Annotated in this window: 30 protein-coding genes; 20 read left to right on the top strand and 10 right to left on the bottom strand. The window is 44.6% G+C overall.

The annotated features are described in order from the left end of the window. Positions 1–3 precede the first annotated feature (3 nt). Positions 4–720 (top strand): 5-amino-6-(5-phospho-D-ribitylamino)uracil phosphatase YigB, encoded by a 717-nt coding sequence (yigB, locus tag L4D05_RS22835; protein WP_428795382.1) that lies wholly within the window; start codon positions 4–6, stop codon positions 718–720. Positions 721–845: 125 nt separating this feature from the next. Here the strand turns inward: yigB and L4D05_RS22830 are convergent, their stop codons facing one another. Further along, positions 846–1,475, bottom strand: a complete 630-nt coding sequence (locus L4D05_RS22830; RefSeq protein WP_428795371.1) for a tRNA-uridine aminocarboxypropyltransferase — start codon at positions 1,473–1,475, stop codon at positions 846–848. Between the two features lie 2 nt (positions 1,476–1,477). Next, positions 1,478–2,506, bottom strand: a complete 1,029-nt coding sequence (locus L4D05_RS22825) for a COG3650 family protein (RefSeq protein ID WP_428795370.1) — start codon at positions 2,504–2,506, stop codon at positions 1,478–1,480. Positions 2,507–2,547: 41 nt separating this feature from the next. On the opposite strand from L4D05_RS22825, the gene L4D05_RS22820 reads away from it, so the two are divergent. After that, the gene (locus L4D05_RS22820) at positions 2,548–3,006 is read left to right on the top strand and encodes an EVE domain-containing protein (protein WP_428754844.1); all 459 of its coding nucleotides are present in this window, start codon (positions 2,548–2,550) and stop codon (positions 3,004–3,006) included. Between the two features lie 178 nt (positions 3,007–3,184). On the opposite strand, the gene L4D05_RS22815 is transcribed toward L4D05_RS22820, so the two are convergent. Together L4D05_RS22815 and L4D05_RS22810 are read right to left on the bottom strand one after the other, a co-directional pair. Continuing rightward, positions 3,185–4,015, bottom strand: a complete 831-nt coding sequence (locus L4D05_RS22815) for a Cof-type HAD-IIB family hydrolase (RefSeq protein ID WP_428754843.1) — start codon at positions 4,013–4,015, stop codon at positions 3,185–3,187. A gap of 163 nt (positions 4,016–4,178) precedes the next feature. Then, positions 4,179–5,168, bottom strand: coding sequence for an alpha/beta fold hydrolase (locus L4D05_RS22810; protein WP_428795369.1), 990 nt, complete (start codon positions 5,166–5,168; stop codon positions 4,179–4,181). Positions 5,169–5,281: 113 nt separating this feature from the next. Here L4D05_RS22810 and rhtB point away from each other — a divergent pair, with 113 nt between their 5' ends. Further along, the gene (rhtB, locus tag L4D05_RS22805) at positions 5,282–5,899 is read left to right on the top strand and encodes a homoserine/homoserine lactone efflux protein (RefSeq protein WP_428754841.1); all 618 of its coding nucleotides are present in this window, start codon (positions 5,282–5,284) and stop codon (positions 5,897–5,899) included. An 18-nt stretch (positions 5,900–5,917) separates the two neighbouring features. Then, on the top strand, positions 5,918–7,144 hold the full coding sequence (locus L4D05_RS22800; RefSeq protein ID WP_428795381.1) for an EAL and HDOD domain-containing protein: 1,227 nt from the start codon (positions 5,918–5,920) through the stop codon (positions 7,142–7,144). 27 nt (positions 7,145–7,171) lie between these two features. On the opposite strand, the gene L4D05_RS22795 is transcribed toward L4D05_RS22800, so the two are convergent. Beyond that, positions 7,172–8,197 (bottom strand): amidohydrolase family protein, encoded by a 1,026-nt coding sequence (locus L4D05_RS22795; protein ID WP_428795368.1) that lies wholly within the window; start codon positions 8,195–8,197, stop codon positions 7,172–7,174. Positions 8,198–8,266: 69 nt separating this feature from the next. Then, positions 8,267–8,587 carry a DUF2500 domain-containing protein gene (locus L4D05_RS22790; RefSeq protein ID WP_428754839.1) on the bottom strand — a complete coding sequence of 107 codons (321 nt, stop codon included), beginning with the start codon at positions 8,585–8,587 and terminating at the stop codon, positions 8,267–8,269. 260 nt (positions 8,588–8,847) lie between these two features. Between L4D05_RS22790 and L4D05_RS22785 the strand changes: the two genes are divergently transcribed. The 4 genes from L4D05_RS22785 (at position 8,848) to L4D05_RS22770 (ending at position 11,715) form a co-directional block, all read left to right on the top strand. Beyond that, positions 8,848–9,219 (top strand): DUF4145 domain-containing protein, encoded by a 372-nt coding sequence (locus L4D05_RS22785; protein ID WP_250619609.1) that lies wholly within the window; start codon positions 8,848–8,850, stop codon positions 9,217–9,219. Between the two features lie 897 nt (positions 9,220–10,116). Then, on the top strand, positions 10,117–10,746 hold the full coding sequence (locus tag L4D05_RS22780) for a lysoplasmalogenase (protein WP_428754838.1): 630 nt from the start codon (positions 10,117–10,119) through the stop codon (positions 10,744–10,746). An 88-nt stretch (positions 10,747–10,834) separates the two neighbouring features. After that, positions 10,835–11,071, top strand: a complete 237-nt coding sequence (locus L4D05_RS22775) for a YecH family metal-binding protein (RefSeq protein ID WP_428795367.1) — start codon at positions 10,835–10,837, stop codon at positions 11,069–11,071. Between the two features lie 59 nt (positions 11,072–11,130). Beyond that, entirely contained in the window at positions 11,131–11,715 is a 585-nt protein-coding gene (locus L4D05_RS22770) for a YhgN family NAAT transporter (protein WP_428754836.1), read from the top strand. Positions 11,716–11,812: 97 nt separating this feature from the next. On the opposite strand, the gene L4D05_RS22765 is transcribed toward L4D05_RS22770, so the two are convergent. Beyond that, positions 11,813–12,091 carry a DUF1145 domain-containing protein gene (locus L4D05_RS22765; RefSeq protein WP_102470760.1) on the bottom strand — a complete coding sequence of 93 codons (279 nt, stop codon included), beginning with the start codon at positions 12,089–12,091 and terminating at the stop codon, positions 11,813–11,815. Then, positions 12,088–12,687 carry a 16S rRNA (guanine(966)-N(2))-methyltransferase RsmD gene (rsmD, locus tag L4D05_RS22760; protein WP_428795366.1) on the bottom strand — a complete coding sequence of 200 codons (600 nt, stop codon included), beginning with the start codon at positions 12,685–12,687 and terminating at the stop codon, positions 12,088–12,090. Before rsmD ends, L4D05_RS22765 begins: the two co-directional genes overlap by 4 nt. Positions 12,688–12,898: 211 nt before the next feature. Here rsmD and ftsY point away from each other — a divergent pair, with 211 nt between their 5' ends. The 6 genes from ftsY to glpG all read left to right on the top strand — a co-directional run bounded on the left by ftsY (position 12,899) and on the right by glpG (position 18,599). Beyond that, a complete protein-coding gene (ftsY, locus tag L4D05_RS22755; RefSeq protein ID WP_428795365.1) occupies positions 12,899–14,149 on the top strand; it encodes a signal recognition particle-docking protein FtsY in 1,251 nt (416 codons plus the stop codon). 109 nt (positions 14,150–14,258) lie between these two features. Then, positions 14,259–14,930: a cell division ATP-binding protein FtsE gene (gene ftsE, locus L4D05_RS22750; protein ID WP_428754832.1), complete on the top strand. Its 672-nt coding sequence runs from the start codon at positions 14,259–14,261 to the stop codon at positions 14,928–14,930. Then, positions 14,920–15,879 carry a permease-like cell division protein FtsX gene (gene ftsX / locus L4D05_RS22745; protein WP_428754831.1) on the top strand — a complete coding sequence of 320 codons (960 nt, stop codon included), beginning with the start codon at positions 14,920–14,922 and terminating at the stop codon, positions 15,877–15,879. Before ftsE ends, ftsX begins: the two co-directional genes overlap by 11 nt. Positions 15,880–16,143: 264 nt before the next feature. Beyond that, a complete protein-coding gene (gene rpoH, locus L4D05_RS22740; protein ID WP_428795364.1) occupies positions 16,144–17,001 on the top strand; it encodes an RNA polymerase sigma factor RpoH in 858 nt (285 codons plus the stop codon). 441 nt (positions 17,002–17,442) lie between these two features. Next, positions 17,443–17,769: a thiosulfate sulfurtransferase GlpE gene (gene glpE / locus L4D05_RS22735; protein ID WP_428754830.1), complete on the top strand. Its 327-nt coding sequence runs from the start codon at positions 17,443–17,445 to the stop codon at positions 17,767–17,769. Then, entirely contained in the window at positions 17,766–18,599 is an 834-nt protein-coding gene (glpG, locus tag L4D05_RS22730) for a rhomboid family intramembrane serine protease GlpG (RefSeq protein ID WP_428795363.1), read from the top strand. Before glpE ends, glpG begins: the two co-directional genes overlap by 4 nt. Positions 18,600–18,676: 77 nt before the next feature. Here the strand turns inward: glpG and L4D05_RS22725 are convergent, their stop codons facing one another. Next, entirely contained in the window at positions 18,677–19,084 is a 408-nt protein-coding gene (locus L4D05_RS22725) for a flagellar basal body-associated protein FliL (protein WP_428795362.1), read from the bottom strand. Between the two features lie 160 nt (positions 19,085–19,244). On the opposite strand from L4D05_RS22725, the gene L4D05_RS22720 reads away from it, so the two are divergent. Beyond that, positions 19,245–19,784: a chorismate lyase gene (locus L4D05_RS22720; protein WP_428795361.1), complete on the top strand. Its 540-nt coding sequence runs from the start codon at positions 19,245–19,247 to the stop codon at positions 19,782–19,784. Then, the gene (ubiA, locus tag L4D05_RS22715) at positions 19,784–20,638 is read left to right on the top strand and encodes a 4-hydroxybenzoate octaprenyltransferase (protein ID WP_428795360.1); all 855 of its coding nucleotides are present in this window, start codon (positions 19,784–19,786) and stop codon (positions 20,636–20,638) included. The genes L4D05_RS22720 and ubiA overlap by 1 nt, the downstream gene beginning before the upstream one ends. Before the next feature lie 143 nt (positions 20,639–20,781). Here the strand turns inward: ubiA and plsB are convergent, their stop codons facing one another. Next, a complete protein-coding gene (gene plsB / locus L4D05_RS22710; RefSeq protein WP_428795359.1) occupies positions 20,782–23,247 on the bottom strand; it encodes a glycerol-3-phosphate 1-O-acyltransferase PlsB in 2,466 nt (821 codons plus the stop codon). A 283-nt stretch (positions 23,248–23,530) separates the two neighbouring features. Between plsB and lexA the strand changes: the two genes are divergently transcribed. From lexA to L4D05_RS22690, 4 genes are all read left to right on the top strand, one after another. After that, entirely contained in the window at positions 23,531–24,154 is a 624-nt protein-coding gene (gene lexA / locus L4D05_RS22705; RefSeq protein WP_428754824.1) for a transcriptional repressor LexA, read from the top strand. A gap of 147 nt (positions 24,155–24,301) precedes the next feature. After that, positions 24,302–24,940, top strand: coding sequence for a class I SAM-dependent methyltransferase (locus L4D05_RS22700; protein WP_428754823.1), 639 nt, complete (start codon positions 24,302–24,304; stop codon positions 24,938–24,940). Continuing rightward, complete coding sequence (yihI, locus tag L4D05_RS22695) at positions 24,940–25,500, top strand: Der GTPase-activating protein YihI (protein ID WP_428795358.1); 561 nt, start codon at positions 24,940–24,942, stop codon at positions 25,498–25,500. Before L4D05_RS22700 ends, yihI begins: the two co-directional genes overlap by 1 nt. A 15-nt stretch (positions 25,501–25,515) precedes the next feature. Continuing rightward, the gene (locus L4D05_RS22690) at positions 25,516–26,010 is read left to right on the top strand and encodes a DUF2489 domain-containing protein (protein ID WP_428754821.1); all 495 of its coding nucleotides are present in this window, start codon (positions 25,516–25,518) and stop codon (positions 26,008–26,010) included. The last annotated feature ends 80 nt before the right edge of the window (positions 26,011–26,090 follow it).

Here is a 26,090-nt window from a genome sequence, read left to right as displayed (position 1 = left end):
ATGATGCATTTTTACCGTAGTGTGCCGACAATTAAGGCGATGACATTCGACCTTGATGATACCTTATATGACAATCACCCGGTGATCCGTAAGGTTGAGGAGCAAGCATCACAGTGGCTGTATTCTCAGCACCCCATTAGTCAGCGTTGGGATAAAACACAGTGGCAAGCCTTTAAGTTTCAGTTACTTAAGAAAAATCCTGAGTTAAAGCATGACGTGACGCAGTGGCGTCAGCAACAGGTTTTACAGGGATTAATGCATTTGGGTTACGATAGGCCAAATGCTCAGAGCGCGGCTGATGAATTAATTCAGCGAGTACTTCTTTGGCGCAGCGATTTCGATGTTCCACATGAAACACATCAGGTTTTGCAACGTTTGAGTCAAGCCATGCCTTTGGTGGCTATCACTAATGGCAACGTTAATGTGCCGGCCATCGGGTTAACGCGATACTTTTCACTGGTGCTTAAAGCTGGCCCCGATGGGCGGGCAAAACCGCATGAAGATATGTTTGCTAAAGCTGCCGCACACCTTAATGTCGACCGCCAGCATATATTGCACGTTGGTGATCATGCCATTACGGATGTATTGGGAGCAAAACGACATGGTTTCAGTGCGTGCTGGTTCAATGACCAAGCAAGAAGTGCGAGAGCAACGCCTCGACTGAAAATCTTACCGGATATCGAAATTAATCAGTTAACATCGTTGCTGTCTTTGGTGTAGATCCAAGGCGCGCAGTATTCTTATTCGTTGCTTAAAAATTATGAACTGCTTAAGGTTCTGATTGGGCAACGAATAACCCCTCATTTTCTTTCCCAGTTTTTCTCTTTATATCGAAGTCGGTTTATTTATGGTTTCTCTAAGCGATGACCACAGCGTTCGGCTTGATACCTTGCTAGGTAGTCTTTAAAAAAAGCGAGCATTGTTCGCGCTGTTTTGTCACTTTCCAATTCGTTGATCATCTGAGCGACGACCTCAAAGGTACACAGGTTACCACTTTGTTGGTTTCGTCTTAGTTGGTATTGCGAAGACTCCGGCGCGGTAATGCTGACTTGAGGGAGCGCTTGTAACCAATCACTTCTGTTCAACATTTTCTTCGCTTCTTGCCAAGTGGCATCTAACAAAATGAAGTGGCTCCCACGTGGATGCTGTGATTGCCATTGAGCCAAAGGAACACTACTTTCTGAAGGAAATACCAAGACAGGAGTGGTATTTCCTTCATTTTCGCACACGGAAGGACCTTCTTTAGGGGCGATATATGAAGGGATTGGCCCTTTTCGTTGCCATATCTCAATATGGGTATTGGGCAATAACTGTTTGACGATTTGTCCTGTGTTGGTGGCGCGCTTAGTTTCATTAGGGTGAGTCAATAGCGTGACAGTAAGATCACTGGTGATCGTAGGGATCGCGTCGCAGTAACAGTTATGTTGAAAGCCACAACGTACACACGTTGTGGCTAGGCATGGGGATTGATTCATCTTCATTGGCTCTTATAGAGTCTTAGGCCACCATTACTTATTGGATAGAGGATGTTCCCTACCTTTTCTTCCGTTGCGACCAGTGAGCCTTCTTCTTGGGTAAAGATGCGCTGAGACACTAAGTACTGCTGCTGGTGGCGGGTCATCACTACTTGTACTTGTTGGTCATTGAGTTGCTGCCAAAATCCGCGCTCTTCTGTAGCAGGAGATTGGTCGGCGTAATCGTAGCGAGTAATGGCAGTGTGATCGGCATTAAGAGTCATTGAGACGGTAAAGCCAGTGTTCTCTGTTGATTGTGCAGTATAGGTGTTGACCCAGCTTAGTGTGCGATCGCGGTTGGATACGGTCGCGCATCCCTGACGAGGTTGATCATCCATCACTAAGGCGGCGCTCCATCCATACACACTGTCACTCATGGTGTCGTTACACAGTTTACTGGTCATCGTGAGATTGGCATCATCAAACTCATAACGACGAGTGTTTTGGGTGATCTGCTTGGATTCAAGTTCCAGTGTTTGAGGGTCATTACCCATTTGGCTAAATTGAGCCATTTTTGATGTATTGAATTTTAAATTCCAAAATGGTTCGTTACCTAACACTTGAGTGGGTCGCAACGGTTGGTCACAGCGGTTGGGGTTCTCTGCCGTGATCAGGTTGACTTGTTTAACAACAAATCGACCCGTGTAATCAGAATCAAACCCGCGGTGACTCGGCGCTTCTAAGTGACCAATCACTTCCGCATAAAGGGCTTGATAGGGCGTGCGAGACAACTTCTCTGCCGCTTCTCGTGCCTCTTTCGGCAGTTCAAGCCAATACTGTTGGGTACTGCCACAGGGTTGAATGGTTCGAGATTCATGACCAACGATCGCTTGTCCTCTTAGGACGTAGCTTTGTGGGGTAATGGTTTCTGGACGAGAAAGCTCCGCTTTAAGTGGCGTGGTGGACGACTCATTTGACGTTGTGTTGAAAGATGAGCACGCTTGCAGTATTAATACCAGTGGAACGGCGAATGACAGTCGTGACATTTTCATTGGATACTTTCCTTCGTCAGTAGATTTAAGTAAGGACTATTATGGCATATTGGTTGTTTAAAACGGAGCCAGATGAATTTTCTATTGATACATTACGTGTCCAAGGCTCTTCCTGCTGGGAAGGCGTACGCAATTATCAGGCTCGCAACATGATACGAGATGAGATGAAAGTTGGTGACCATGTCCTGATCTATCATTCATCCTGTAAAACGATTGGTGTCGCTGGCGTTGCAATCATTACTAAGGCGGCTTACGTTGACCACTTTCAGTTTGATCCACAGAGTGATTACTATGACCCGAAGTCCACTCGAGATAATCCGCGTTGGTTAATGGTAGATATTGAATTTGTCGAAAAGTTCAATCGCGTACTTCCATTGAGCACCCTAAAAGCGATGCCGGAATTGAGTGATATGCCATTGGTGAAGCGAGGAAGCCGATTATCAGTGATGCCGGTGTTGCCGGATCAGTGGCAGGCGATTCAGCGCCGGGTCTCTCGTTAACGGAAAAATAGTGCATTACAAAACGCGGCACGAACGACAGTTTACTCGGTTATTACTTGGAAGTCGGGTTGGCGTGGTCTGGATAAGACATCCATTAGCTAAAAAATAGCGAGAGGAAAATACTCCTATGCTCTAAACAGGTGACCAAACCTATAGGGGGAGCACAGGAGTAGTATTGCTAAGCGCGTGCGAGAAGGTGCTGTTTCAGGTACTCAGCGACTGCGTCGTCGGCATTCGTGCCAATAACTTGGTTATTTGGCAGGGCTTTCTTTACTTTCTCGTGAGCATTTTCCATCACAAGGCCTTTACCTGCCATGGTCAGCATTTCAGCATCATTCATACCATCACCAAAGGCGATGCAGTGTTCAAGCCCTAACCCCAGAGTTTCAGCGACCGCTTTTAGTGCTTCACCCTTGGACACTTCCTTTGCCATCACTTCTAAACACCATGGTGTAGAGAAAGCAATGTTGAGAGTGTCGCCCAACTTAGCGCGTAATGTGTCTTCAAACTGTACTAGGTGCTCGTGATCATTATTGGGGTGAGTCACGAAAATTTTTGCGATACCTTGTGTCGGTGCACGGTTAGCATCAAACAACTGGTAGTTAAACCCAGTTTCACTGTGGAATTTCGCGAAGTACTCATCTTCTTGGCTTAGTAGCCACTTCTCATCTTGATACATATGAATAAACAGCTCATTGTCTACTTTAAATTCGTCGACAATGCGTTGAACCAGCGACTCAGGAATATCTTGGCTATAGAGCAGGTTATCTTGCTGATCATGCACACGTGCCCCGTTAGAGGTGATCATATATGCCGGAATGCCGACTGATTCACGAATACCCGCGACATCTACATGGTGGCGACCTGTTGCGAAAATGAATGTGTAGCCTTTGTTGTGTAATTCTTTAAGTGTTTGCTTGGTGTTGCTGCTGAGCAAGTGGTTGGGAGCAAGTAGTGTTCCATCTAGGTCAGAAGCAACAATACTGATCGAATCGTGATTAAGCGTCATAGGTCTCTCTAATAGGTTATGGTCATAGGCTAAGAAGTGAGCCTCATGGGTATTGTAGGGTAAATCATCTAATAAAAAGAGGGTAAACAGGAAGTGTAAATATTTCCTCATTTGCTAGGCAGTGAGGAAATATTATAGGCAGTAGGTACGGTTATTTGCTGACTTATGGTTGGCAATTGAAGAATTGTAAAAGGGCATTCATCGCTTGATTGCGGTACTCATCTTTCTCAAATAAAACTTCATGCTTGGCATGATTCACAGTGAGCATTTCCGCTTGGCTATTGGTTTTTTGTAATCGCGCCATAAAGCGTTGTTGTGCTTGATTGCTAACTATAATATCGCCTCCTGCTTGCAATAACAGTAGGGGGATTTGTATTTGCCTTGTTTGTTGAATGCACTGTTTTGCCGCCATGAGACCTTGCCAAACCCAGCGGGTACTTGGGCCACCCACTTTTAGCTCTGGTTTCAGTTCATACAGTTCTCTAAACCAGTGGTAACGCACTCTACTTTGTGACAAAGGGTTAATATCGAACGGCTTGGCGACATAGCCCTGATAGCCTGGTGCGTAGGTTGGTACAGGGTGTATTGCCGTCATAATCTGAGCAGCAGTGATAGCAAATGGTTTTAAGTAGGGAGGAACATTTACGCCATACATGGGCGCGCTAAGGGCGATTTTGTCAAAATTATGATTCGCTCTCGTTTGAATATATCGAGTGGCAATGGCCCCTCCCATTGAGTGTGCGAGTAAGTGGCGCTCTTCGTAGTCGTTGAGGTCGAATTGTTCGAGTATGAGCTGCATATCATCAAGGTAGTCGGAGAACTCGCCGATATGACCCATTTCTGGATTCGGTGCTAAGTGCGTCGATAGCCCTTGTCCACGGTGATCAAAGGAGTAGATGTCATAGCCAAGCTGGAAAAAATCGTAAAAGAGTTCTTGATACTTCCACGCGGACTCAATTCTGCCATTAACGACAACCAGAGCTTTTTTATGCTCAGGGCGGGTTAGTTTACACCAGTAGAGAGTGGTCCCATCTTTGGCTTTCTTTTGGCCTTCGTGTCGGCTCGCCCAAAACGCGGCAATTTGTGAGTGAATAACTTGCTCAAAATCTTGCTCTTGAGTATAAGGAACGTTAATTAAATTGGTATCGGTCATGAATTAACCTACAAGATAGTGTTGATGCCTCTATTGACGACCAGTTAGATTTCGTCAAAAACAGAATAAATACTCTTTTGCTGATAAGAGTAAATCAGTCGTAAGGAAATGCAATGGATTATCATGTTTGGCTTGCTTATGTTGTCACGGCGATTGTGTTCAGTCTCGCGCCAGGCTCAGGTATGGTGAATTCAGTCAGTAATGGCATTAATTATGGTACTCGGAAATCTCTTACGGCTATTTTAGGCCTACAGATTGGTTTGGCTGTTCATATTATATTGGTCGGTGCGGGTATCGGAGCGCTCATTGCCAAGTCAGCAATAGCATTTACCATTATTAAATGGGTAGGCGTGGTGTATTTGATTTGGTTGGGGATCCAGAAGTGGCGTGATACGTCGAGCCTAGCCGCTGATGCATCACATGATGCGAGTAGTGCGGGGGCGCTGCTACGTAGCGCGGTGTTTATTAACTTAACCAACCCCAAATCGGTGGTGTTCTTAGTCGCGTTATTTCCTCAGTTCATTGATCCTGCTGGTAATCAAGTCACGCAACTTATGATTTTGGGAGCGACAACGGTTGTGATTGATGCCACCGTGATGCTTGGCTACACGTCGCTGGCTTCTCAGATGGGACGCTATATTCGTTCTGGACGCATTATGGCTAAAATTAATAAGTTGTTTGGCTCGATGTTTATTGGCTGTGGCGCATTACTTGCCGCCGCGAAGTCTTAAAGGCTACGCATTGTGAACATGAACCCCACGTATGTCGCTCGTCAGCCGATTTTTAATGCTCGGCGCCATACGTTGGGTTATGAATTGTTGTTTCGAGATGGGGAGCGCAATGCATTCCCTGGGCATATAGAAGCGAACAGAGCAACTTATCGACTGATTACCGAAAACTACCTTTCTCTTGGTATGAACCCTGAAATAGCCTCGTCCCGATGTTTTATCAATTTCCCCCATCAAAGTTTAATACGACGTTTGCCATTGATGTTACCTAAAGACAAGGTAGTGGTGGAAATACTGGAAACTTGTACACCAGATCAAGAGTTGTATGAGGCGATTCGTGAGCTGTATCGTGCGGGCTATACGATTGCGCTTGATGATTTCGTTTACACTCCGGCTTGGGAACCCTTTTTACCCTTTGTGCAAATAGTTAAGCTCGATATTATGGCGATGGGCGTGGAAAAAGCGTGTGCCTTTGTCAGGCGGCAGAGAGGTAAGGGCAGTACTCGTCACTATCTGGCGGAACGAGTAGAAACTGAACAGGAGTTCAAACTTACTAAGCAGGCCGGGTTTAAGTTTTTCCAGGGTTTTTTCTTTAGCAAGCCTATCATGCAAAAGCAGGTCTATATTAGCGCTGAACAATTGGTCGCGATGGAGTTGTTTCAGCAAGTCTGCCTACCGGAGGTTGATTTTGACAAGGTAGAACGTATTGTGGCGAAAGATGTTGTGCTGTCTTATAAACTACTGCAGTTCGTGAATACGATGAACCCTAGATTAGAAGCAGAAATCGCCTCATTTCGCCAAGCGTTGATTTACCTTGGTCAAGACAAGCTAAAATTGTTTGTTTCCTTGACGGTTGCGTCATTTATTTCCCATACGAAGCCGAAAGCGTTATACGGCTTGTCTCTTCAGCGTGCGCAATTTTGTCGCTTAATGACGAAGCATGCACCGTTTACTCAGTACCGGGATCAAGCCTTTATGATAGGGCTGTTTTCTATTCTCGATGCCTTGATGGACCTTTCTTTGGAAAAGTTGATTCAGCAGCTACCGTTATGCTGTGAAATTAAAGGGGCTTTATTGCAAAGACAAGGGCCTTATGGTCAGTTACTCGCATTGGAAGAGTGCTTTGAAGCGGCAGATTGGAACGGTATGGAGAAACACAGACAACAGCTGGGCTTAACCCAGCAGGCTGTGTACTCTGCTTTAGCTGACGCGCAGCGTTGGAGCCAAAACGTGCAGGCGGCGCACTAGCACACCTTAGCCTGTGGAGGTGAGAACTTAATGACTACCTTTTCTATTGGTCTTTGGCAATACCGATAACATATTGCTATAGGCTACTTTTTGCGCGACATGATTTGGTAGTGCTGATAGCACAGGACCCCATGTCTTGAGCGCCGTTTCTTGATAACCAAATGTGCCGACAACATCACTGCCTACCATAAACCGTTCTGGGTACGCCTCTATGAGGGATACCCAACGTCTATCTAATTTCCCCTGTGGCATGACGACATCAATTAATGACCATGACGCCAAAATATAGAGGTTATCGTGCTCACTAAGTAACGAAGTGACGGTCTGATAGAGAAAGTTCATATCTAAATGGCGTGTGAGTGTGCTGGTGGTTCCAGCATGAGCCCATAAAAAACGAGTATCAGGGTGTTGCTGCAACGCTTCTTTAAGTTCATTGAGATAGAGTGGCTCGTTTTCTCGCTGCGATGTGATGTTGGCGTGCAGCAACACGGGAAGGTCATGTTTGGCGGCTAATTGATAAACTTTGTTTAATGCTGGGTGGTTCGCCCTTGGTTTCTCACCCGAGGTGAGTGCCGTGAGGTGATCGTGACGAGTGATGACTTCACCAATACCTTGCCAAAAGTTAGGCCGAAAGGCCAGTTCACGCTCTAGGTACTCGACAGCATTGAGGTCTGTGGTATTAAAGCCGCTTAAAAATGGATGAAGGCGATTCTGTTGAGTTTTCGGTAATGATTCTATTTCCCGTGCGATGAGTTCGTCAGTGTGAGAGTAGTAGTAAACGGGGGCGTCATCACCATACACAAAGCGCGGTGCTTTGGGCTGAGAGAGATCCCACTTTTTGATAACTGGTAACCCCATCACATAGGCGTGGTCAATATCGAGCGCATCCATGTTCTCAATGAGAGCAGGCGCGCCTGCAGAGCGTTGGAAATAGTCGACAAGATGAACTTCAGCATCGTTGACCTTACCTTGATAAGTCGCACTACAACCCGCAGATGCGTAGGCGAATAGGGCCAATAGCCACCACGGTTGACAGCGATTCTTTAGCTGCATGAGTTTACGTCCTTGTGGGGTGGGAACTCTAAGCTAGCATGACTTGTTTATAGGGTAAATTTTTTAACATTAGCGGGTAAGTGAAAAATGCAAAAATTTAGTGCCTTGATAGGTAAGTACACCTTTATCCCCTGGTGAGAGGTGGTGATAGTAGTGAACGCCGATCTGAAATTCACGCTTAGGTCCAAACCTGCCTTTTTGAACATAAATCCAGTATTCATCTTCTTCTGTGGGATCCGAGGCGACCACGACTTGCTTATCTAAGATGGTGATAAGTGTTTTTTGTTCAGGGGCGTTGATACCATGAGTATGCTGACGCTGAGTTTGTAGGAATAGAAACACGGTGATAACAATTAGCACCGCCACGGCAATAACTAAAGAAAGGGGCATGTTTATCTCCAAACTCAAAATCTGATGGAATAAAGATCGCATAAAATACGCGGAAAATAAGGACAAATTTAACTTACAGTATGAAATTTGGGGTCATATCACACAAAATCTCTGCGACTTAGGCTTAAATCTTTACTTGAATTTACCGAACCATTGTCGAAATTCTGATACAAATAGATAACAATAACAGAATGAGTGTATAGGGTACTGACCAGCGATCGTTCAGTTCCACATATTAGGCTGGTTGTGGAGGGAAACATATGTCAGATATTGAAAGCGTGGTAATCAAAACGCGGCGCATTGAAAAGTTATTGAGACAACAATATCGAGCGGATGGAAAAGGGTTACACCAACTGATCACTAGCTGTGAAGAACGGTTACCTCATGATGTGGTTGGAAAGCTGCGGTATATCGCGACTATTCGTAATAAAATTGTTCATGAAGAAGACTATAAGCTTGATGATAAACAAGGCTTTATGCGTGCATGCGCTGAATGTGAGCAAGAATTGACACCAAGGAGCAGTCGATTTATTTGGCGGACAGCAGTGTGGCTGATGGCACTGATTACCTTACTGGCCATGGGCTTCTATTACGTTCATTGGGAAAAAGTACTGCACATTTTGTCGAAATAAATTCTATTAGATACAAAAAGGGCCGCTTGATAGCGGCCCTTTTTGTATCTAATAGAATGGCAATTAGTAAAGCATCGGCAGTGTCATTAGACCTACTACGACGGCGATCATCACTAATCCTTGCTTTTGAGAAGATGAAATCATAACACTGCTCCTTTATTAATTCTTCAGTATGTAAATTAGAATAGCATTGTTTTTAGTGCTTTTGCAACTATTACTTTAGCTAGCTTTTGTTTTTGACAGTTTACTATCTTAATTGTGGCTATTTTTACAAAAGAAACAGTGTTTTTATCTTGGTGTTAATTTGTTCTTTATTGTCTTTGGCTTTAATTTGTGTTTTAAGCTGTTGTTTTATATTGATTTAATTGGTGGTTTTTATTGTTTGAATATTGTCCTTGTTGTTTTGGGGTTTTGGTCTATGTAGCGTTTGGATTGCTGTTTTATAGCTTTTGTTTATTGAGTTTTTGGCAGATTCTCACAGTTTGAGAGTTTGTAATCTATAGAGATAGAAATTAAGAAGAGAAAAGTATAGCTTTATGGAGGTGTTTGCTCTCTCGGCTGTAGCTTTGAGTTAATCTAAATAATTGCCATTAAAGTTAAATTAAAACATGTAGTTATAATTACCATTAGGTTTGTATCTTTACCTAAAGATGCCGCTTAACGGCCAAAAGTAGTCGAGGCTAAATTTCCCATATGGCACTTTATTTTAAACGCACAAAGCAAACGTTTGCTATTTATTTGCGGTAAAAACCGCTTACTCACACTCCTTTGGAAAAAAAGACGGCTGTCAATTTGGAACTTATTTAATTTAAGACAAGTCCAACTTTTCGGCCTAATGACTGGACATGAAAGTCGAGCTTCTTACACTGGTTTCGATAATAAGAAACAGGTGTGATTATGTGGAGTTGGCTTGCGGTAGGTTTATCGTCTTTGCTGTTTATTTATGCTGTTGAAAAGGGCGACACAAAGCGAACTATTACGTTCAGTGTGATGACGCATGGCTTGTTGTTAGCGATATTGTTGGGCTCTGAGGGCATCAGTGACTATCAATTATGGTTGTCATTAGGCTTAGCGCTATTTTTGATCAGTGATGTCGGGTTGTTGTTGGATCGCTTCGGTCGAGCAAGTTTTGTGGGTTACGTTATTGCGCAGTTGGTGTATAGCATAGGGCTATGGGGAGAGGTTCAAAGCCATTTTGTTCTTTGGTTACCCGCGCTACTACTATGCGTTGCCATCGTGACTTTTTTTCTTTTGTTACCTCGTTTGGACTCCTTTCTGCTTCCTGTTGCTATCATGGGCTTATCATTAGTCAATGTTGTCTGCGCCGCAGGCGAAGCGTGGTTGAATCACTCTGACTGGTCTTCTTTGCAGGCATTTATTGGTACTTTATGTCTTAGCGTATCAGCCATGATGTGGGCGCTGGGCAAGTATCACTTTAAAAATATTCGAGCACGATATGGTATTTCTGGAAGCTACTATTTATCACATGCACTTATTGTGGCGTCGGCCATTGCGCCAAGCTTGTGAGTTTTATGACAGTGGTTTGCGATAGATCATTTCAAACCATGGGTTGTCGGGTAATACTCCGCGCTACGATTAAAATGGGGATACTAGAATGACCACAGCAATTCATGCACACAAAGTACTTAACCTTCTGCGTGGAAAGCCAATGTCTCGTGATGAGTTAGTGAGCTTGGTAGAGCAACAGTTTGGTAAGGATGCAGAGTTTCGCACGTGCAGCCGCGAGGGTTTTGATTTGGAAGCTTTGCTTAGTTTCTTCATTGAAAAGCAGAAAGTGATCGAACAACAAGGTGTGTGGCAGCTCAATATTGAGCGCGTTTGTTCTCACTAAACGAGAAAGCATAAGCCTGCTATACTCACGCGAAATTCTCTCGCGAGCAGGCTTTACTCATGGACATACTATCCGCAGCGACCATGCTATTTCTTATCATGGACCCGCTTGGCAATCTTCCCATCATACTTTCTATATTGAAGCATTTAGACCCTAAACGTCGACGTAAGGTGCTGATACGGGAATTGTGTATCGCTCTCGCGATTTTAATGCTGTTCCTCTTTGCAGGAAAAAGCATTATGAGCTTTTTACATGTTGAACCAGAAACATTGAGTATTTCTGGCGGTATCATTCTGTTTATCATTGCGATCAAGATGATTTTCCCACAAGCAGGGAGTGTGACAGGCTTAGCAGCAGGCGAAGAGCCGTTTATTGTTCCGATGGCCGTTCCCATGCTGGCAGGACCTTCGGTTATTGCTTCTATTCTACTACTCTCGACACAACACCCCGATAACTTAAGTGAGTTATCGATGGCGGTACTACTTGCTTGGGGGGCGACATTTTTCATTTTGATGTTCTACAATTTTTTCCACAAGCTTTTGGGAGAGCGTGGTCTAAAAGCGGTAGAGCGCCTGATGGGGTTATTGCTGGTAATGATTTCAACGCAGATGTTCTTAAACGGTGTCAAAGGCTATATTGGATAGTCGGTGGGTCAATCCGAACCGTGGGGACGGGTAAAATAGGCCTGCTGTCTATGAATGCTCTATCAATAATAAGAAAAAGCCGCTTCAGCGGCTTTTTTTACATCATATGTTTACGGCGTATATCGAGTAAGGCAAAGATACCGAAGGCCAAAATGGAGTATTTTTCCCACGTACTGAGCTTGAGATGCTCGCCGAATGCCCCCAAAAATATCGCCATTTGCACACCATGCATGATGAACAAAAAGGCGGTCATGATGTAAAGGCCGATCGCACCTTGGCGATCAACGAAGCCGTCAAAGGCGCCAAAAATATTGAGGATTAAAATTAACCAGATAAAACCAAAGGCTATCTTGGCCAGTTTAATGAGTATGTTCATTCGTGGTTCCTTTTAAAAAGTCGATAACAGACTTGCCCTGCCGTTTTTTCTTTGAGTAAATCCCAATTTCCAGGAATGGCATCTAGAGTCAATTCTTTTTCAGTCTCAATATAAACTAACGCATTTTCACTCAACCAGCCATTCTGTTCCAGTAATGCGACAGTTTCTGGTAGTAAGCCCTGACGAAAAGGAGGGTCGATAAAAACCAAATCGTGTGGGTTGCCTGCTTGGGTAAGAAAAGTTAGGGCGCTGGTATTGTGGAGACGAATATTGTCCGCTTTGAGTAGCGCAGTGTTGCTCAATAATTGCTGATAAGCCTTATTATTGAGCTCAATCATTTGAACTTGGCTAGCCTGCCTTGATGCGGATTCAAAGCCAAGGCTTCCAGAGCCAGCAAAGAGATCCAACACATGAGAGTGTGGGACATCTTGCGCCAGCCAGTTAAAAACGGTTTCTTTCACTCGGTCGGTGGTTGGGCGCAGACCCTCGGCATCATGGACGGGAAGTTTTCTACCACGCCATAGTCCGCTGATAATACGCACACTCCCCATTGGGGCAGATTTTTGTGATGGAGTTTGCTTGCGACGTTTAACCATAGATTTTTTGACCGACAATAAAGTGATACTATACGTAGCCCTACGAAGAGCTTAAGTTAATAGTGACGAAGTGTACCAATCTCTGACGAAATTTTTCACTGCTTTGTTATATTTATTTTAGAGAGGTTTTTCGCATTTAGCGATGCGTTGACCGACTTTGGCTCTGACCCGATTTAAAACATTTGAAAGACAGCATTCAGGATAGTTTCAGATGACAGAAAAGAAAAAACGCGGATTACTTTCTTGGCTTGGTTTTGGTGACGAAGAGTCTCCCCAGCAGAAACCGCAACAGCAAGATGAGCAACTGGAAAATGAACCGCTTCTTGAGCAGATGCCTCAAGAGCAAGTGGAAAAAGATGTTGTCGACGATGAATCGCTGAAACAGCCTGCAGAAGCAGAAGCAGAAGCAGAAGCAGAAGCAGAAGCAGAAGCAGAAGCAGAGCATGTTGATGAAAGTGTTCAGATAACGGCTCAGGCGAGTGTTCAAGAAAGTGAAGAAGAAAGCGTTCAAGAACGTATTCATGAACAAGAAAAACCAACAGAGAGCTTCTTTGCTCGTCTTAAGCGTAGTCTAAGCCGTACTAAAGCGAATATTGGTGCTGGCTTCTTTGGTTTATTTAAAGATAAGCAAATTGATGACGACTTATTTGAAGAGTTAGAAGAACAACTACTGATTGCCGATGTTGGCATGGACACCACGTCCAAGATCATCGGTAATTTAACAGAGAAGGCATCGCGTCGTGACTTAAAAGATGGTGAAGCCCTGTATGGTTTACTAAAAGAAGAGATGGCCGAAATTCTTAGCCATGTTGAAAAGCCACTGGAAATCGATACGACTAAAACACCGTATGTCATCTTGATGGTTGGTGTGAATGGCGTGGGGAAAACCACGACCATTGGTAAGTTGGCAAAACAATTCCAAGGGCAAGGCAAGAAGGTCATGCTAGCGGCGGGAGATACCTTCCGTGCCGCTGCGGTAGAACAACTGCAAGTATGGGGTGAGCGTAATAACGTTCCCGTCATCGCTCAGCATACCGGTGCAGACAGTGCTTCGGTGATTTATGATGCGATTGAAGCGGCGAAAGCGCGTGGGGTGGATGTTGTCATTGCTGATACCGCAGGTCGATTACAGAATAAATCGAACCTAATGGAAGAGCTGCGTAAAATTGTTCGCGTGATGAAAAAAATTGACGATTCAGCGCCGCATGAAATTATGTTAACGCTCGATGCTGGTACCGGACAAAACGCCATAAGCCAAGCCAAGCTATTTAGTGACGTAGCGCCATTAACGGGTATTACATTGACCAAGCTAGATGGCACTGCGAAGGGCGGCGTGATTTTTGCTATTGCTGATCAGTTCCAAATCCCTATTCGTTACATTGGGGTCGGGGAAGGTATTGATGACCTTCGCCCGTTTGAGACTCAAGACTTTATTGACGCGTTGTTTAGCCGAGATGAATAAGCGAATACCTGCAAGGTGAACGCTATCAGCGACAAAGGCAACGGATAATAGGGATGCATGCATAGCATCCCTTTTCAACATAGAATATCCAGATCAGAGGAATGATTCGGTGATCAAATTTGAGCAAGTGAGCAAGGCCTATCGAGGTGGACGACAAGCCCTTCAAAAGGTCGACTTTCACCTGAAACGAGGTGAAATGGCATTTCTAGGTGGTCATTCTGGTGCCGGGAAAAGTACGCTACTGAAGTTAATTTGCGCATTGGAGCGCCCGACGGATGGTCGTATTTTGTTTAATGATCATGATATTAGTCGTATTCCTCCGAAAGATATTCCGTTCTTACGTCGTAATATCGGCATCGTTTTCCAAGATCATCGCTTACTCATGGATCGAACCGTGTTTGATAATGTGGCACTACCCATGCGTATAGAAGCGATCGCTGAAAACGAAATTAAACGTCGTGTTTCTGCTGCGTTAGATAAAACAGGCTTATTAGATAAAGCGAGATGCTTGCCAAGCCAGTTATCTGGTGGGGAACAACAGCGAGTGGGCATCGCAAGAGCGGTGGTCAATCGGCCTACGATGCTGCTGGCTGATGAACCTACAGGTAACTTAGACCCAGAGTTGTCAAACAAAGTATTGCAGTTATTTGAAGAGTTTAACCGAGCTGGTGTGTCTATTTTACTGGCAACGCATGACATTCATCTTGTGCGCTCTCGCCCTCAGTATCGCTATCTCGAACTTAACCAAGGTTTCTTAAGTGAGGTGAGTGATGGTGTTTAAACGTAAAAATAAACAGCGTCCCAAGAAGCAACGTTTGGCATCAGATGGCTTTTTTTCTGTGCATTGGAAACAAGCGAAGTCTTCGTTACAAGAGCTTTGGCTGCGTCCTCTTGGCAACTTGTTAACGTTGGCTGTTATTTCTATGGCTCTCACGATGCCAGCTTGTTTGTATTTGCTAGGTAAAAACGTCGCGGTTGCCGCTGGCGATGTGACTAGTCACTCGCAGGTGACAGCGTACATAACTACGGGCGTACCCGATGCTCGAGTTCTGGTTTTAAAGGATGCAATAGAAGGTTGGGAAGAAGTTAAAGCCGTTGAGTACATTACCCCTCAACAAGGCCTTGCTGAGCTAAGTGAGCATTCTGGACTCGATCAGGCGATCAGTTTACTCGATGGTTATGCACTGCCAGGCGTTTTAGTTATTGAACCTGCCAATACCAGTGTTGAAACCGATCGTAGTCTGGTATCAAAGTTACGAACACAATCGGATGTGACGGATATTCGACGAGATGAAGACTGGTTAAGCCGCTTTGACGCGATCAAAACATTATCTTCAACACTAGTGATTACCTTGTCGGTTCTAATGCTAGCATCGGTCTTTCTTATCGTGGGTAACACGCTACGTTTCAACGTATTGGCCAATAAAGAAGCCATTCAGACCATGAAGTTAATCGGAGCGACAGACAGTTATATCTTGAGACCTTATTTATACTCCGGTATGTGGTTTGGTTTCCTTGGCGCTGTGATTGCATGGCTATTAACCGCGTTGATTACGATCGTCCTTAATCGAGCCGTGACGGATTTAGCCACGCTTTACGATAGTGATTTTAGGTTGATAGGGCTGAATTGGGATGAAACCTTATTAATCCTCATGATTGGTGTGTTTCTCGGTATTTGCGCGGCGCGAATTTCAGCAAAGCGTCATTTAAAAGAAATTGAACCGGTTTAATGTAAGCAGGTCTTAATGAAAGTGGCATAGCGGAATTCATAGAGCGACGAGCAATCGGTGGAGTATTCAACCACATAGCAAGATGAATGTCGCAAATATGTCAGTAATGCCTATTAATGAGTGAAAATTAATCGTCTTTTGCTCTTGTTTAGTGCAACTGATTATGCATAATTACAACCCCCTTCTTGAATCTCTCCTAGATTAGGTTCAGTATTGTTGGGTTAAGAAGGTGTTGTATCCCACTCAAAGTGAATGAGGAAGTGAATGACTAACCAAGCGTATCCAATGGCTTTAGTTACACAGGATAGCCTTGATGGCTATATCCGATCAGTGAACAGTTACCCTATGTTGACACCTGATGAGGAACGTGGGCTAGCTGAGCGATTACACTATAAAGGTGAAATTGATGCTGCGAAGGGACTTATCCTTTCTCATCTTCGATTCGTTGTTCATGTTGCTCGTGGATATTCCGGCTATGGCCTACCAATGGCAGACTTAGTTCAGGAAGGTAACATTGGCCTAATGAAAGCGGTGAAGCGATTCAACCCTGAAGTCGGTGTTCGTCTTGTTTCTTTTGCTGTGCACTGGATTAAAGCTGAAATTCACGAATATGTGCTGAGAAACTGGCGCATTGTAAAAGTCGCGACGACTAAAGCGCAGCGTAAGCTTTTCTTTAATCTACGTAAATCTAAGAAGCGTTTAGGTTGGTTCAATAACGGTGAAGTTGAAACGGTTGCAAAAGAGCTCGGGGTAGAGCCGTCAGAGGTTCGTGAAATGGAATCTCGACTTGCAGCGCAAGATCCGACGTTTGAAATGCCAACCGATGATGACGATACTGGTGTTTCTTATACCGCTCCGTCACTGTACCTCGAAGACCGTAGCTCTGATCTGGCTGACAATGTTGAAGCTGAGAATTGGGAAAATCATACCAATACACGCTTAGGTCATGCGTTATCGACGCTCGATGAACGTAGCCAACATATTGTCCGCTCTCGTTGGCTAAATGATAACAAGTCGACGCTACAAGATCTTGCAGACAATTATGGTGTTTCTGCGGAGCGTATTCGACAGCTCGAAAAGAATGCCATGAAGAAATTAAAGGCGGCGGTTGGCGAGTTCTAACCGAGTTCTTACTATTTTCGAAGGCCGCGATCTTATGATCGCGGCCTTTTTTATTGGGATCGAAAAAGGGATCGAAAAATCGATCGCAAACGTTCTCTTCTCTTGTGGATAACTCTGTGAGGAAATTATTTGCCAGCTGTCAGAAAGCGGCGAGTAATGGTACTTTCAACGGCTTTATGCCTTGGGGATACCTTTTGCTTTACTCACAGCAAGATCAAGATCATTACTATATATAGTGGATCAAAAGATCAAAAAACACTTTATTCACGCAATCCACAGATTTACACACAGCTGGTGGTTTATTAAACGTTAGTGGATAACCTTATTGATTGTCAGTACTTTATTAGCACTGAATAGTGATAATATGGACACAGAGAAATCACGAATGAAAATCGTCATAATTTGTGTGATGAAATGCCAAAAAGATGAGGAACTAGCGTTATGGACCAGCTTCAACATATTGATGTACAACGTGCCCAACAATTACTAAAAGAAAATCCAGAAGCGCGCTTGGTCGATATACGAGATCCTCAAACATTTTCGGCAGCTCATGCACCGGGAGCGTTTCATCTGACTAATGATTCGCTTGTCGAATTTATGCGGGAAGTTGACTTTGATGCGCCTGTATTCGTGATGTGTTACCACGGCATTAGCAGTCAAGGTGCTGGCCAGTATTTACTTAATCAAGGTTTTGATGAAGTGTATAACGTTGATGGTGGCTTTGAGGCATGGCATCGAGCGGGTTTCCCTGTTGAGAGCTTGCTATGATTCGATTGATGACTCTTCAAAGCCCCAGAATGGGACAAGCCTTTATTGACTACATGGCAACAAGGCAAATCGATATTCAAATGATGCCTGAGGGGAGTGGTCAGTTTGCCCTGTGGCTGATGAAAGATGAAGATAAACTCGAGACAGAAGCTGAACTCAAATTGTTTCTCGCCGATCCAGGCAACAGTATGTATCAAGCCTCTTCTTGGGATATGGCAGAAACTCGTCGTAACCCTTTTCACTACTCCACGCCAAGCTTTCTCTCTATGCTCAAAGCAAAAGCCGGAGTCGTGACGTTAGGGATTATGTTGATATGTTCGGTTATTTTTGTGCTGCAGCAGGTTGGTTTGGCTCAAACGATTTTTTCTGCGCTGCATTTCCCTGCCGAAGATGGCCAGCAGTGGCAAATATGGCGCTGGTTTACTCACGGCTTATTGCACTTCTCTGCGATGCACATCATTTTCAATTTATTGTGGTGGTGGCAGTTCGGTGGAGATATAGAGCAGAAACTGGGGAGCCGGAAGTTACTTGAAATCTTCTTAGTCTCCGCGGCGGTTTCTGGTACCGGACAATACTGGGTCGATGGTGCCAACTTTGGCGGCTTGTCTGGCGTGGTTTATGCGCTTGTGGGCTACCTTTGGGTGATCACTTGGAAGCGACCTGATATTGGTTTAGAAATGCCGAGGCCGCTCATTGGCTTTATGTTGGTTTGGTTAGTTCTGGGCTTTGTTCAGCCGTTCATGGCGATTGCCAACACCGCGCATCTTGCCGGATTAATTAGTGGTGCGGCGCTCGGTATGATCGATAGCGCTCGTTTTAAGCGCCGCTGAGATTGACCGTTTGTGATGAACGTATTGGCTTGGAGCTTATTGGTATTGGAATCTATCGGTATTAGAATTGATAGCGCTTACTGATAAAGGTATTTAGTAAAAAGCAGATCCGCAATGACGGCTTTTCCTGTTTCAGCCAGAAGCAGGTTGTTCAATTTGTCGACTAATGCGTGACGTATTTCTTCTCGCCCGGAAAGTGATTTGATCACGTCGGCATTTTGTCGGCCAAGATGTTCAATAACGGCATCTCTAATGAGCGGCTGGTGGTGCTCAATAATGCCCAGGTCACCAGAGTCTGCCACCATGACATCAATGCGCACTTGAACGTAACCTAAGCGATTACCTTTGGTAAAAAAGTTGGTTGTCAGCTCGGGCTCCAATGTGAAGTACGCCAGAGAGGGCGCGGGCTCTTCAGAAGCAAAGCTGGACATTGAAACAGTCAAGCCTAGCATTAGGAAAAACTGGGTTAGGTAACGTTTACGCATATTTCCCTCTTGGAAATCCCATTAAGCCGATATTACAAGCGATTAACTTTGTTACAATGGCGCAATACAGCCTGAGTTAATTCACTCATAGAGTGATACAATATGGCCACTCAATATAATTATGATTGTACGCGCTAAGCGCGTGTTATTGAATAGTAAAATGAATGATTCAGTTTCCGATTATTTAAAAGCCTTAAGCCAAGCTCGCTGGCAATCCCCAGATCAATTCCAGTCGATGAGTACGAATGTACTGCAATGGCTGACCGAACAAGGATCATTATCACATCGTCTTAATGCCGAATGTAACCAGTTGTCTGTTGAAGTGGTCAGCAATACCAAAAGTTGCGCCGATAGAATAACCGAAGAAGAAATCGAACGGTTGGCGCATGAAGACTGTTGGTTGCGTGAAGTGGTTCTGTTAGGGGATGAACAACCGTGGGTCATTGGTCGTACACTCATGTCATTATCTGCCATGGGACAAGGGGATTATGATATATCCCAGCAAGGGGACACGCCATTAGGAGTGACGGTGTTTTCAAATGCCGATACTAAGCGAGACGCGTTAGAAATCGCTCAAATCGCCACATCTGAGGGGGTTTTATTTGCTCGTCGCTCCCGATTGTGGGTCGCTGGCCATCCCATTTTAGTCGCAGAACTCTTTTTGCCACATTCGCCAGTATATAAGATGGAGAACGTTTGATGACCGCAACGAAAGCCAAGGCGTACTGGCAATTGACACGAATGGATAAACCCATTGGCACGTTACTGCTGCTGTGGCCAACACTATGGGCCTTGATTTTGGCAGCGGAAGGTATGCCAAGTATTCATGTACTTGCGGTATTTTGTCTCGGTGTCGTGATGATGCGCAGTGCTGGCTGTGTTATTAATGATTTCGCTGATAGAAATGTCGATGGGTTAGTGAAGCGAACCCAACATCGGCCGTTGCCGTCAGGGCTAGTATCGTCAAAAGAAGCCATCGGTTTGTTTCTTGTGTTATCAATTGCTTCATTTTTACTGGTTTTAACCATGAACACGTTAACGATTAAATTATCGTTAATTGGTTTAGTTCTGGCGTTTATTTACCCGTTTATGAAGCGTTTTACCCACTTACCGCAGCTCTTTTTGGGTTTGGCATTTAGTTGGGCAATCCCAATGGCATGGGCTGCTGAAGCCAATGAACTGCCGATGGTATTATGGTTTGTTTTTGCTTTGAATGCGTTGTGGACTATCGCTTACGACACCTTGTATGCCATGGTGGATCGTGATGATGACTTAAACGTCGGCATTAAATCGACAGCCATACTATTTGGTCGCAGAGATAAGCTGGCAGTCGGTGTGCTGCAAATAACCGTGTTGGCAATGCTAATGGGATTAGGGCATTGGTATCAATTGAGCACTAGTTACTACTGGAGCCTGCTTGTTGTTGGTGCATTGTTTGTATACCAACAATGGCTGATTCGACACAGGGAGCGTAGCCTTTGCTTTCAAGCATTTCTGAACAATAACTATGTAGGCATGGCGATTACGATTGGGTTGCTGATTTCTATGTGGTAAAGCGAAGTATGTGTTAAAGCAAAGTTGTCTAAAAGCAAAGAGTGAGGTATTGCTCTTGCTAAAATGTGAAAAAAGCGCCTAATTAGGCGCTTTTTTCGTTTTCATGGCTTATTGCCGTGAAGAGAGGGCGAGTCTGTGAAGTATTACGATGCGGCAGGGCTGTCATCGTGAGATTCCAGGGCTGGCTCATCTGATTGATGGACACTTTCTTGAATAGTGAGTTTTACTTCCGAGTAGAGCAGGGTATAAAGCAAGCGAGCCAATGTATCGGTTTTAGCTGTGTCACAGTGGCCATCCACATCAATGTATTGCTGCTCTTTTAAGGTGCTGAACAACGATGCAAATACACCTTTATCAAAAAACTCAGGGGCATTGATGCCATGCAAGCGACCCAAACGCTGGGCGATATCTTGGGTTTTCTGCTCCAATTCTTGCTTATCGAGTTCTGGGTAAGTTGCCAATAAATTGAGAGCAATGGCATAACGCTGTAGGGTTTCTGAAATAGTACGACCCAATAGCATTAACATTTGGGTGTTGGACTGATTCATGGACACCATACCGTCTTCGCTAAATAGCAATTTCTGACGGACTAATTCATCGACAATGCGATCGGTTAACTCAGCCAGCTCGGCAGGGTCAACACTCAAAAATAGCTCTTTTTGTAAGAATGGGTAGAGCTTCGCGACGTTGCACTTAATCGTTTCAAGTGGCATAGAGTGCTCACTTACTAGCATCTGTGCGATTAATGAAGGCAAGGCGAATAAGTGAATAATATTGTTGCGATAGTAGGTCATCAGAATCGATTGATGACGATCGAGAGAGATAATGTCACCCAGCGTATCGGATTCCACAACAAACTTATCTAAAGATTCTGCATGGGCAACCAAAGACTCGGCAGAGCCTTGTGGGACCGTAGACGTCTCAGAGTAGGGAATGTTTTTAAGTAGCGCTAAGTAACAATCGATCTGATTGACGAGGCTATCACGAGTCAATGCACGTTGACGCGAAGCAAGCAACGCGGTGGCACATAATGTTAATGCGTTTGTCGCTGCAGCATCGTTAATGTGTGTCATCATTTTGGTCGCTAGGCTATTCACAACAGGGTTCAGCCATTGCGGTTTGTTAACACCCATAGGGTCAATATCTTGTGACCAGTTTGGCGCATGGTCATTGAGGTACTGATTGATTGGGATCGGTTCACCAAAGTTGACATAGCCTTGGCCGAAGTTACGTAACTTGCGGATGGTTTTTAGGATTTGGCCAGCGTTCTCTTTTTCTTTACGCTTGCCCCTAAGCTCCTTAGCATAGGTACTGACTTCCATGACATGTTCATAACCAATATAAACGGGAACCAGCGTCACAGGGCGATTGAGACCCCTTAGCATCGCTTGGATGGTCATCGCGAGCATGCCCGTCTTTGCTTGAAGCAATCGGCCTGTACGTGAGCGACCGCCTTCACTGAAAAATTCCACCGAATAGCCTTTGGCAAACAATTCTGCCAGATACTCTCTAAAAATGGTCGAGTACAGTTTGTTGCCTTTAAAGCTACGGCGAATGAAGAAGCCACCGCCACGTCTAAAAATAGGGCCAGCGGGGAAAAAGTTCAAATTCACGCCAGCGGCAATGTGCGGTGGCACCATACCTTCACGATACAAGATGTAAGACAGCAATAAGTAGTCCATGTGGCTGCGATGGCATGGAACATAAACAATTTCATGCCCATCTTGTGCTAAGCGTCGTACTTTAGCGGCATTGCTGACGTTGATACCTTGGTACAACTTGCTCCAAAGCCAAGTCATGACCACATCGCCAATTTTGACCAGTCGATAGGAAAAGTCAGCGGCAATTTCGTCCATGATTTGCTGCGCTTCCTTACGAACCTTTTCTACAGGAATATCATTGCTCTGAGCATGATCTTGAATCGCTTGCTCAATAACCTGAGAATTCAATAGACGTTGAAAAAGCACTTGTCGGTTAGGCAAGTTAGGTCCTGATGCCGCTAGCTTTTGTCGAGAAAAGTGAATTCTCGCAACGCGAGCGAGCTTATGAGCGATCGACTCATCCGTGCCGTGAACATCTGCCATATAACGTAATGAGACCACAGGGCTAAATCTCACCATGCAATCACGACCAGACATGAATAACGCCTTCGCTTTTTGTGGGCCGTTCATTGCCTGTAAGTAAGGCTTAGTATCGGACTCTTTACCCGGTTTACGGCCCCAAAGAACCGTGGTAGGAATAATCTGCACATCAAGTTTTGCGTCTTTTTCATGCTCTTTTAGCAAGTCAGAAAATAGCGCAATTGAGTCACTCGGTACGTCATCGTCACGAGTAAATAAAGTGGGTCTTGAGGCAATGAATACAAAACGATTTCGTTCTTCACCATTGAGCACAATTGGCTCGAGTGGATCGGGTAACCCTAGTGCGATCGCTTGCTTTTGCAAGGTGAGAAGATCGACATTCGAATTAAACGGCAACGCATAGACCACAGGTTTAGTGATATCAATGTGAAGATCTTCGATAGGGTTAGATGGAATCGCCGTTCCTTTTACCAATACTGACATTGGTAACTTTAGAAAAGAACGGAAAAGTGAGTGTCCTGAAGACATAGGGTTCACAGCCTCAATTTGTTCGGAAAAAACGATGCCGAGGTGGAGCGTCGCAACAGCGCGTATGCATACCTTAATCCTAGACATCAATTTTGGAGCCGTGCAAGGATAACAGAAACTGGTCTTACCTTTTAATGAAAATAAAGCGAAACATAGAATCCTTATGCTTGATGCGGCTGTCGAGGAATTCAGCGACTATTTGCTAAAAAACAACCGATTATCTTTGCAATTACCAACGTACTGGATATACTCACAGTTAACTGTATAAACAGACAGGTGATGCATGAAGCCGCTAACAGCACGACAACAGCAAGTATTTGATCTAATAAAAAAGAAAATAGACGATGTAGGTATGCCGCCCACTCGTGCCGAAATCGCGAAAGAGCTGGGGTTTCGTTCAGCGAATGCAGCAGAAGAGCACCTGAAAGCCCTAGCGCGTAAAAAAGCCATTGAGATTATTCCTGGCGCGTCGCGCGGTATTCGTATTCTTCTTGAGCAGGCTGCGGCTAATGAAGATGAAGGGTTACCTTTAATTGGTCAAGTAGCGGCTGGTGAGCCTATTTTGGCGCAAGAGCACGTAGAAGCTCATTATCAAGTTGACCCAAGCATGTTTAAGCCAGCGGCGGATTTTTTATTGCGCGTTAATGGCGAAAGTATGAAAGACATCGGCATTATGGACGGCGATTTGTTAGCTGTTCATAAAACGCAGGATGTTCGAGATGGGCAAGTGGTCGTTGCTCGCGTTGATGATGACGTAACGGTAAAACGTCTAGAACGCAAAGGCTCAACAGTATTGCTGCATGCGGAGAATGAAGCATTCTCGCCAATTGAAGTGGATTTAACCGCCCAGCACCTTGCAATTGAAGGTATTGCCGTTGGAATTATTCGTAACACCGATTGGATGTAATCGAAGCGATGAGGGGGACTGAGTCCCCTTTTACTCACTTCTCGGGGCTTTTTTCAACAAAATTGTAGAAAAAACACTCGATCACTCTCCCCTCTACGCTCACTTTCTGGTATGTTTCGCACCCTTGAATCGTTCAGGAGATAATGAGTGCAAACTTGCCCACTTTGTGCTGCTGAAAATGCATCACATTATCACAGCGATAAAAAACGAGATTACTTGCAGTGTCCTCGTTGTCAGCTGGTCTTTGTACCTGCTGAGCAGCGACTTGATGCTCGAGCGGAAAAAGCCGTTTATGATCTGCATAATAATGATCCGAGCGATGCAGGTTATCGACGTTTTCTGTCTCGCCTAGAGTCACCGTTATCAGAACGATTACCACAAGGTTCAATGGGTTTAGATTTCGGTTGTGGACCGGGTCCAACACTTTCTGTGATGTTTGAAGAGAAAGGGTTTCCCATGTCACTGTATGACCTGTATTACTATCCAGAGTCAAAAGCGCTAGAATCAAAGTATGACTTTGTTACAGCGACCGAAGTGATTGAGCACTTGTATCAGCCAAATGAGATTTGGCAACAATGGTTAGCGCTCATTAAGCCAGGTGGATACCTGGGGTTAATGACAAAGATGGTTATTGATGTAGATGCGTTTTCAACGTGGCACTACAAAAGTGATCAGACACATGTCGTATTTTTTAGTCGCGCCACTTTCTTGTTTTTAGCCAAGAGAGACGGACTGGAAATCGAATTTATTGGTAATGATGTAATTTTATTGAGGAAGCTTACGTAATGAGTCGTAAGAAGAAATCGAGAAAGCCTGGAGCGGCGCCTGAGCCCGTTGCAGTCACACGTAATCGCACGCAAGCAGATGTGGATGGTCGTCTACAAAAGCGCCTGAAAAAGCGTAAAGGTCAGAAAGCGGGTAGCCGTCATTCAGATGGAGGCGAAAGCCAACGTTCTGGAACTTCGGTTAAACGAGATCCTCGCCTAGGAAGCAAAAAGAAGATTCCTTTAATTGTTGCGGATGCGAAAAAACCATCGAAGCAAGAGCGTAAGCTATCGGCTGAGAAAGAGTTAGAGCTACTGGAAAATGATGCACAACTGAACGTGTTGTTGGATCGCATTGAAAGTGGTGAAAATCTTGGCGCAGGACTACAAAAATACGTTGATGAAAAACTAGACCGTATGGAAGTCTTAATGAATCGACTCGGTCTTGTTCTGCCTGAAGAAGACGAAGATGATTTTGATGCACCAGTGGATGTACCGGTAGCGAAGAAAAAAACGCCGGCAAGTGATGATGAACTATTGTCACAATTTGAAGGCATCAACATGGATCAGTTCAAGGATTAAGGAAGGGAAGCGTAGATGAATACCGTTACTCTGTTAGCAATTGTTGGTGTGCTTATTGTCACTGGTTTAGCTGGCTATGCGGGCTATTTGCTACTGCAACTCAAAAAGCAAAAGGAGTTGCTAAAGCAACACCAAGAACTGGCCATTAAAAAGCGTAATGCGAATATTTTTGAAAGTGTCGAGACGATTTGTCTTGCGACCATTCAAGGTCAATGTGAGCTTTCAGAAGCCGCGATTAGGCTTTATAACATTATGGATTATGTGCAGGGTGATAAGCGGGTTGATTTTGACGCGCTCTATCCTGCTACGTCAGAGCTATTTCATATCGTGAAAGCTATGCCACGCGGCGAAGCCAGACAGACGATGGAAAAGCAAGAGCGCATGCGCGATAACCTTGCTCGGCAGAAAGCCGAAGCTCGACTCAATGATGTTATTATTGAAGAGCTAAAAGCACTGCAGAGCAGTGTTCGCCCCCTTAATGATCAAATCAACATTAAGCTTGTCAGTTAGAGGTCTATCCTCTTTTTGACGAACAAGTGATCGCGCTAGCATTTTTGCGTACTGCTTGTGTAAAAGTCACTGTCCGAGCG

This window comes from Vibrio nomapromontoriensis, assembly GCF_050337205.1.
GTDB classification, from domain to species: Bacteria; Pseudomonadota; Gammaproteobacteria; order Enterobacterales; family Vibrionaceae; genus Vibrio; species Vibrio nomapromontoriensis.
The sequence above is the reverse complement of the archived record's forward strand: the minus strand, read 5'-3'. Positions and strand labels throughout refer to the sequence as shown.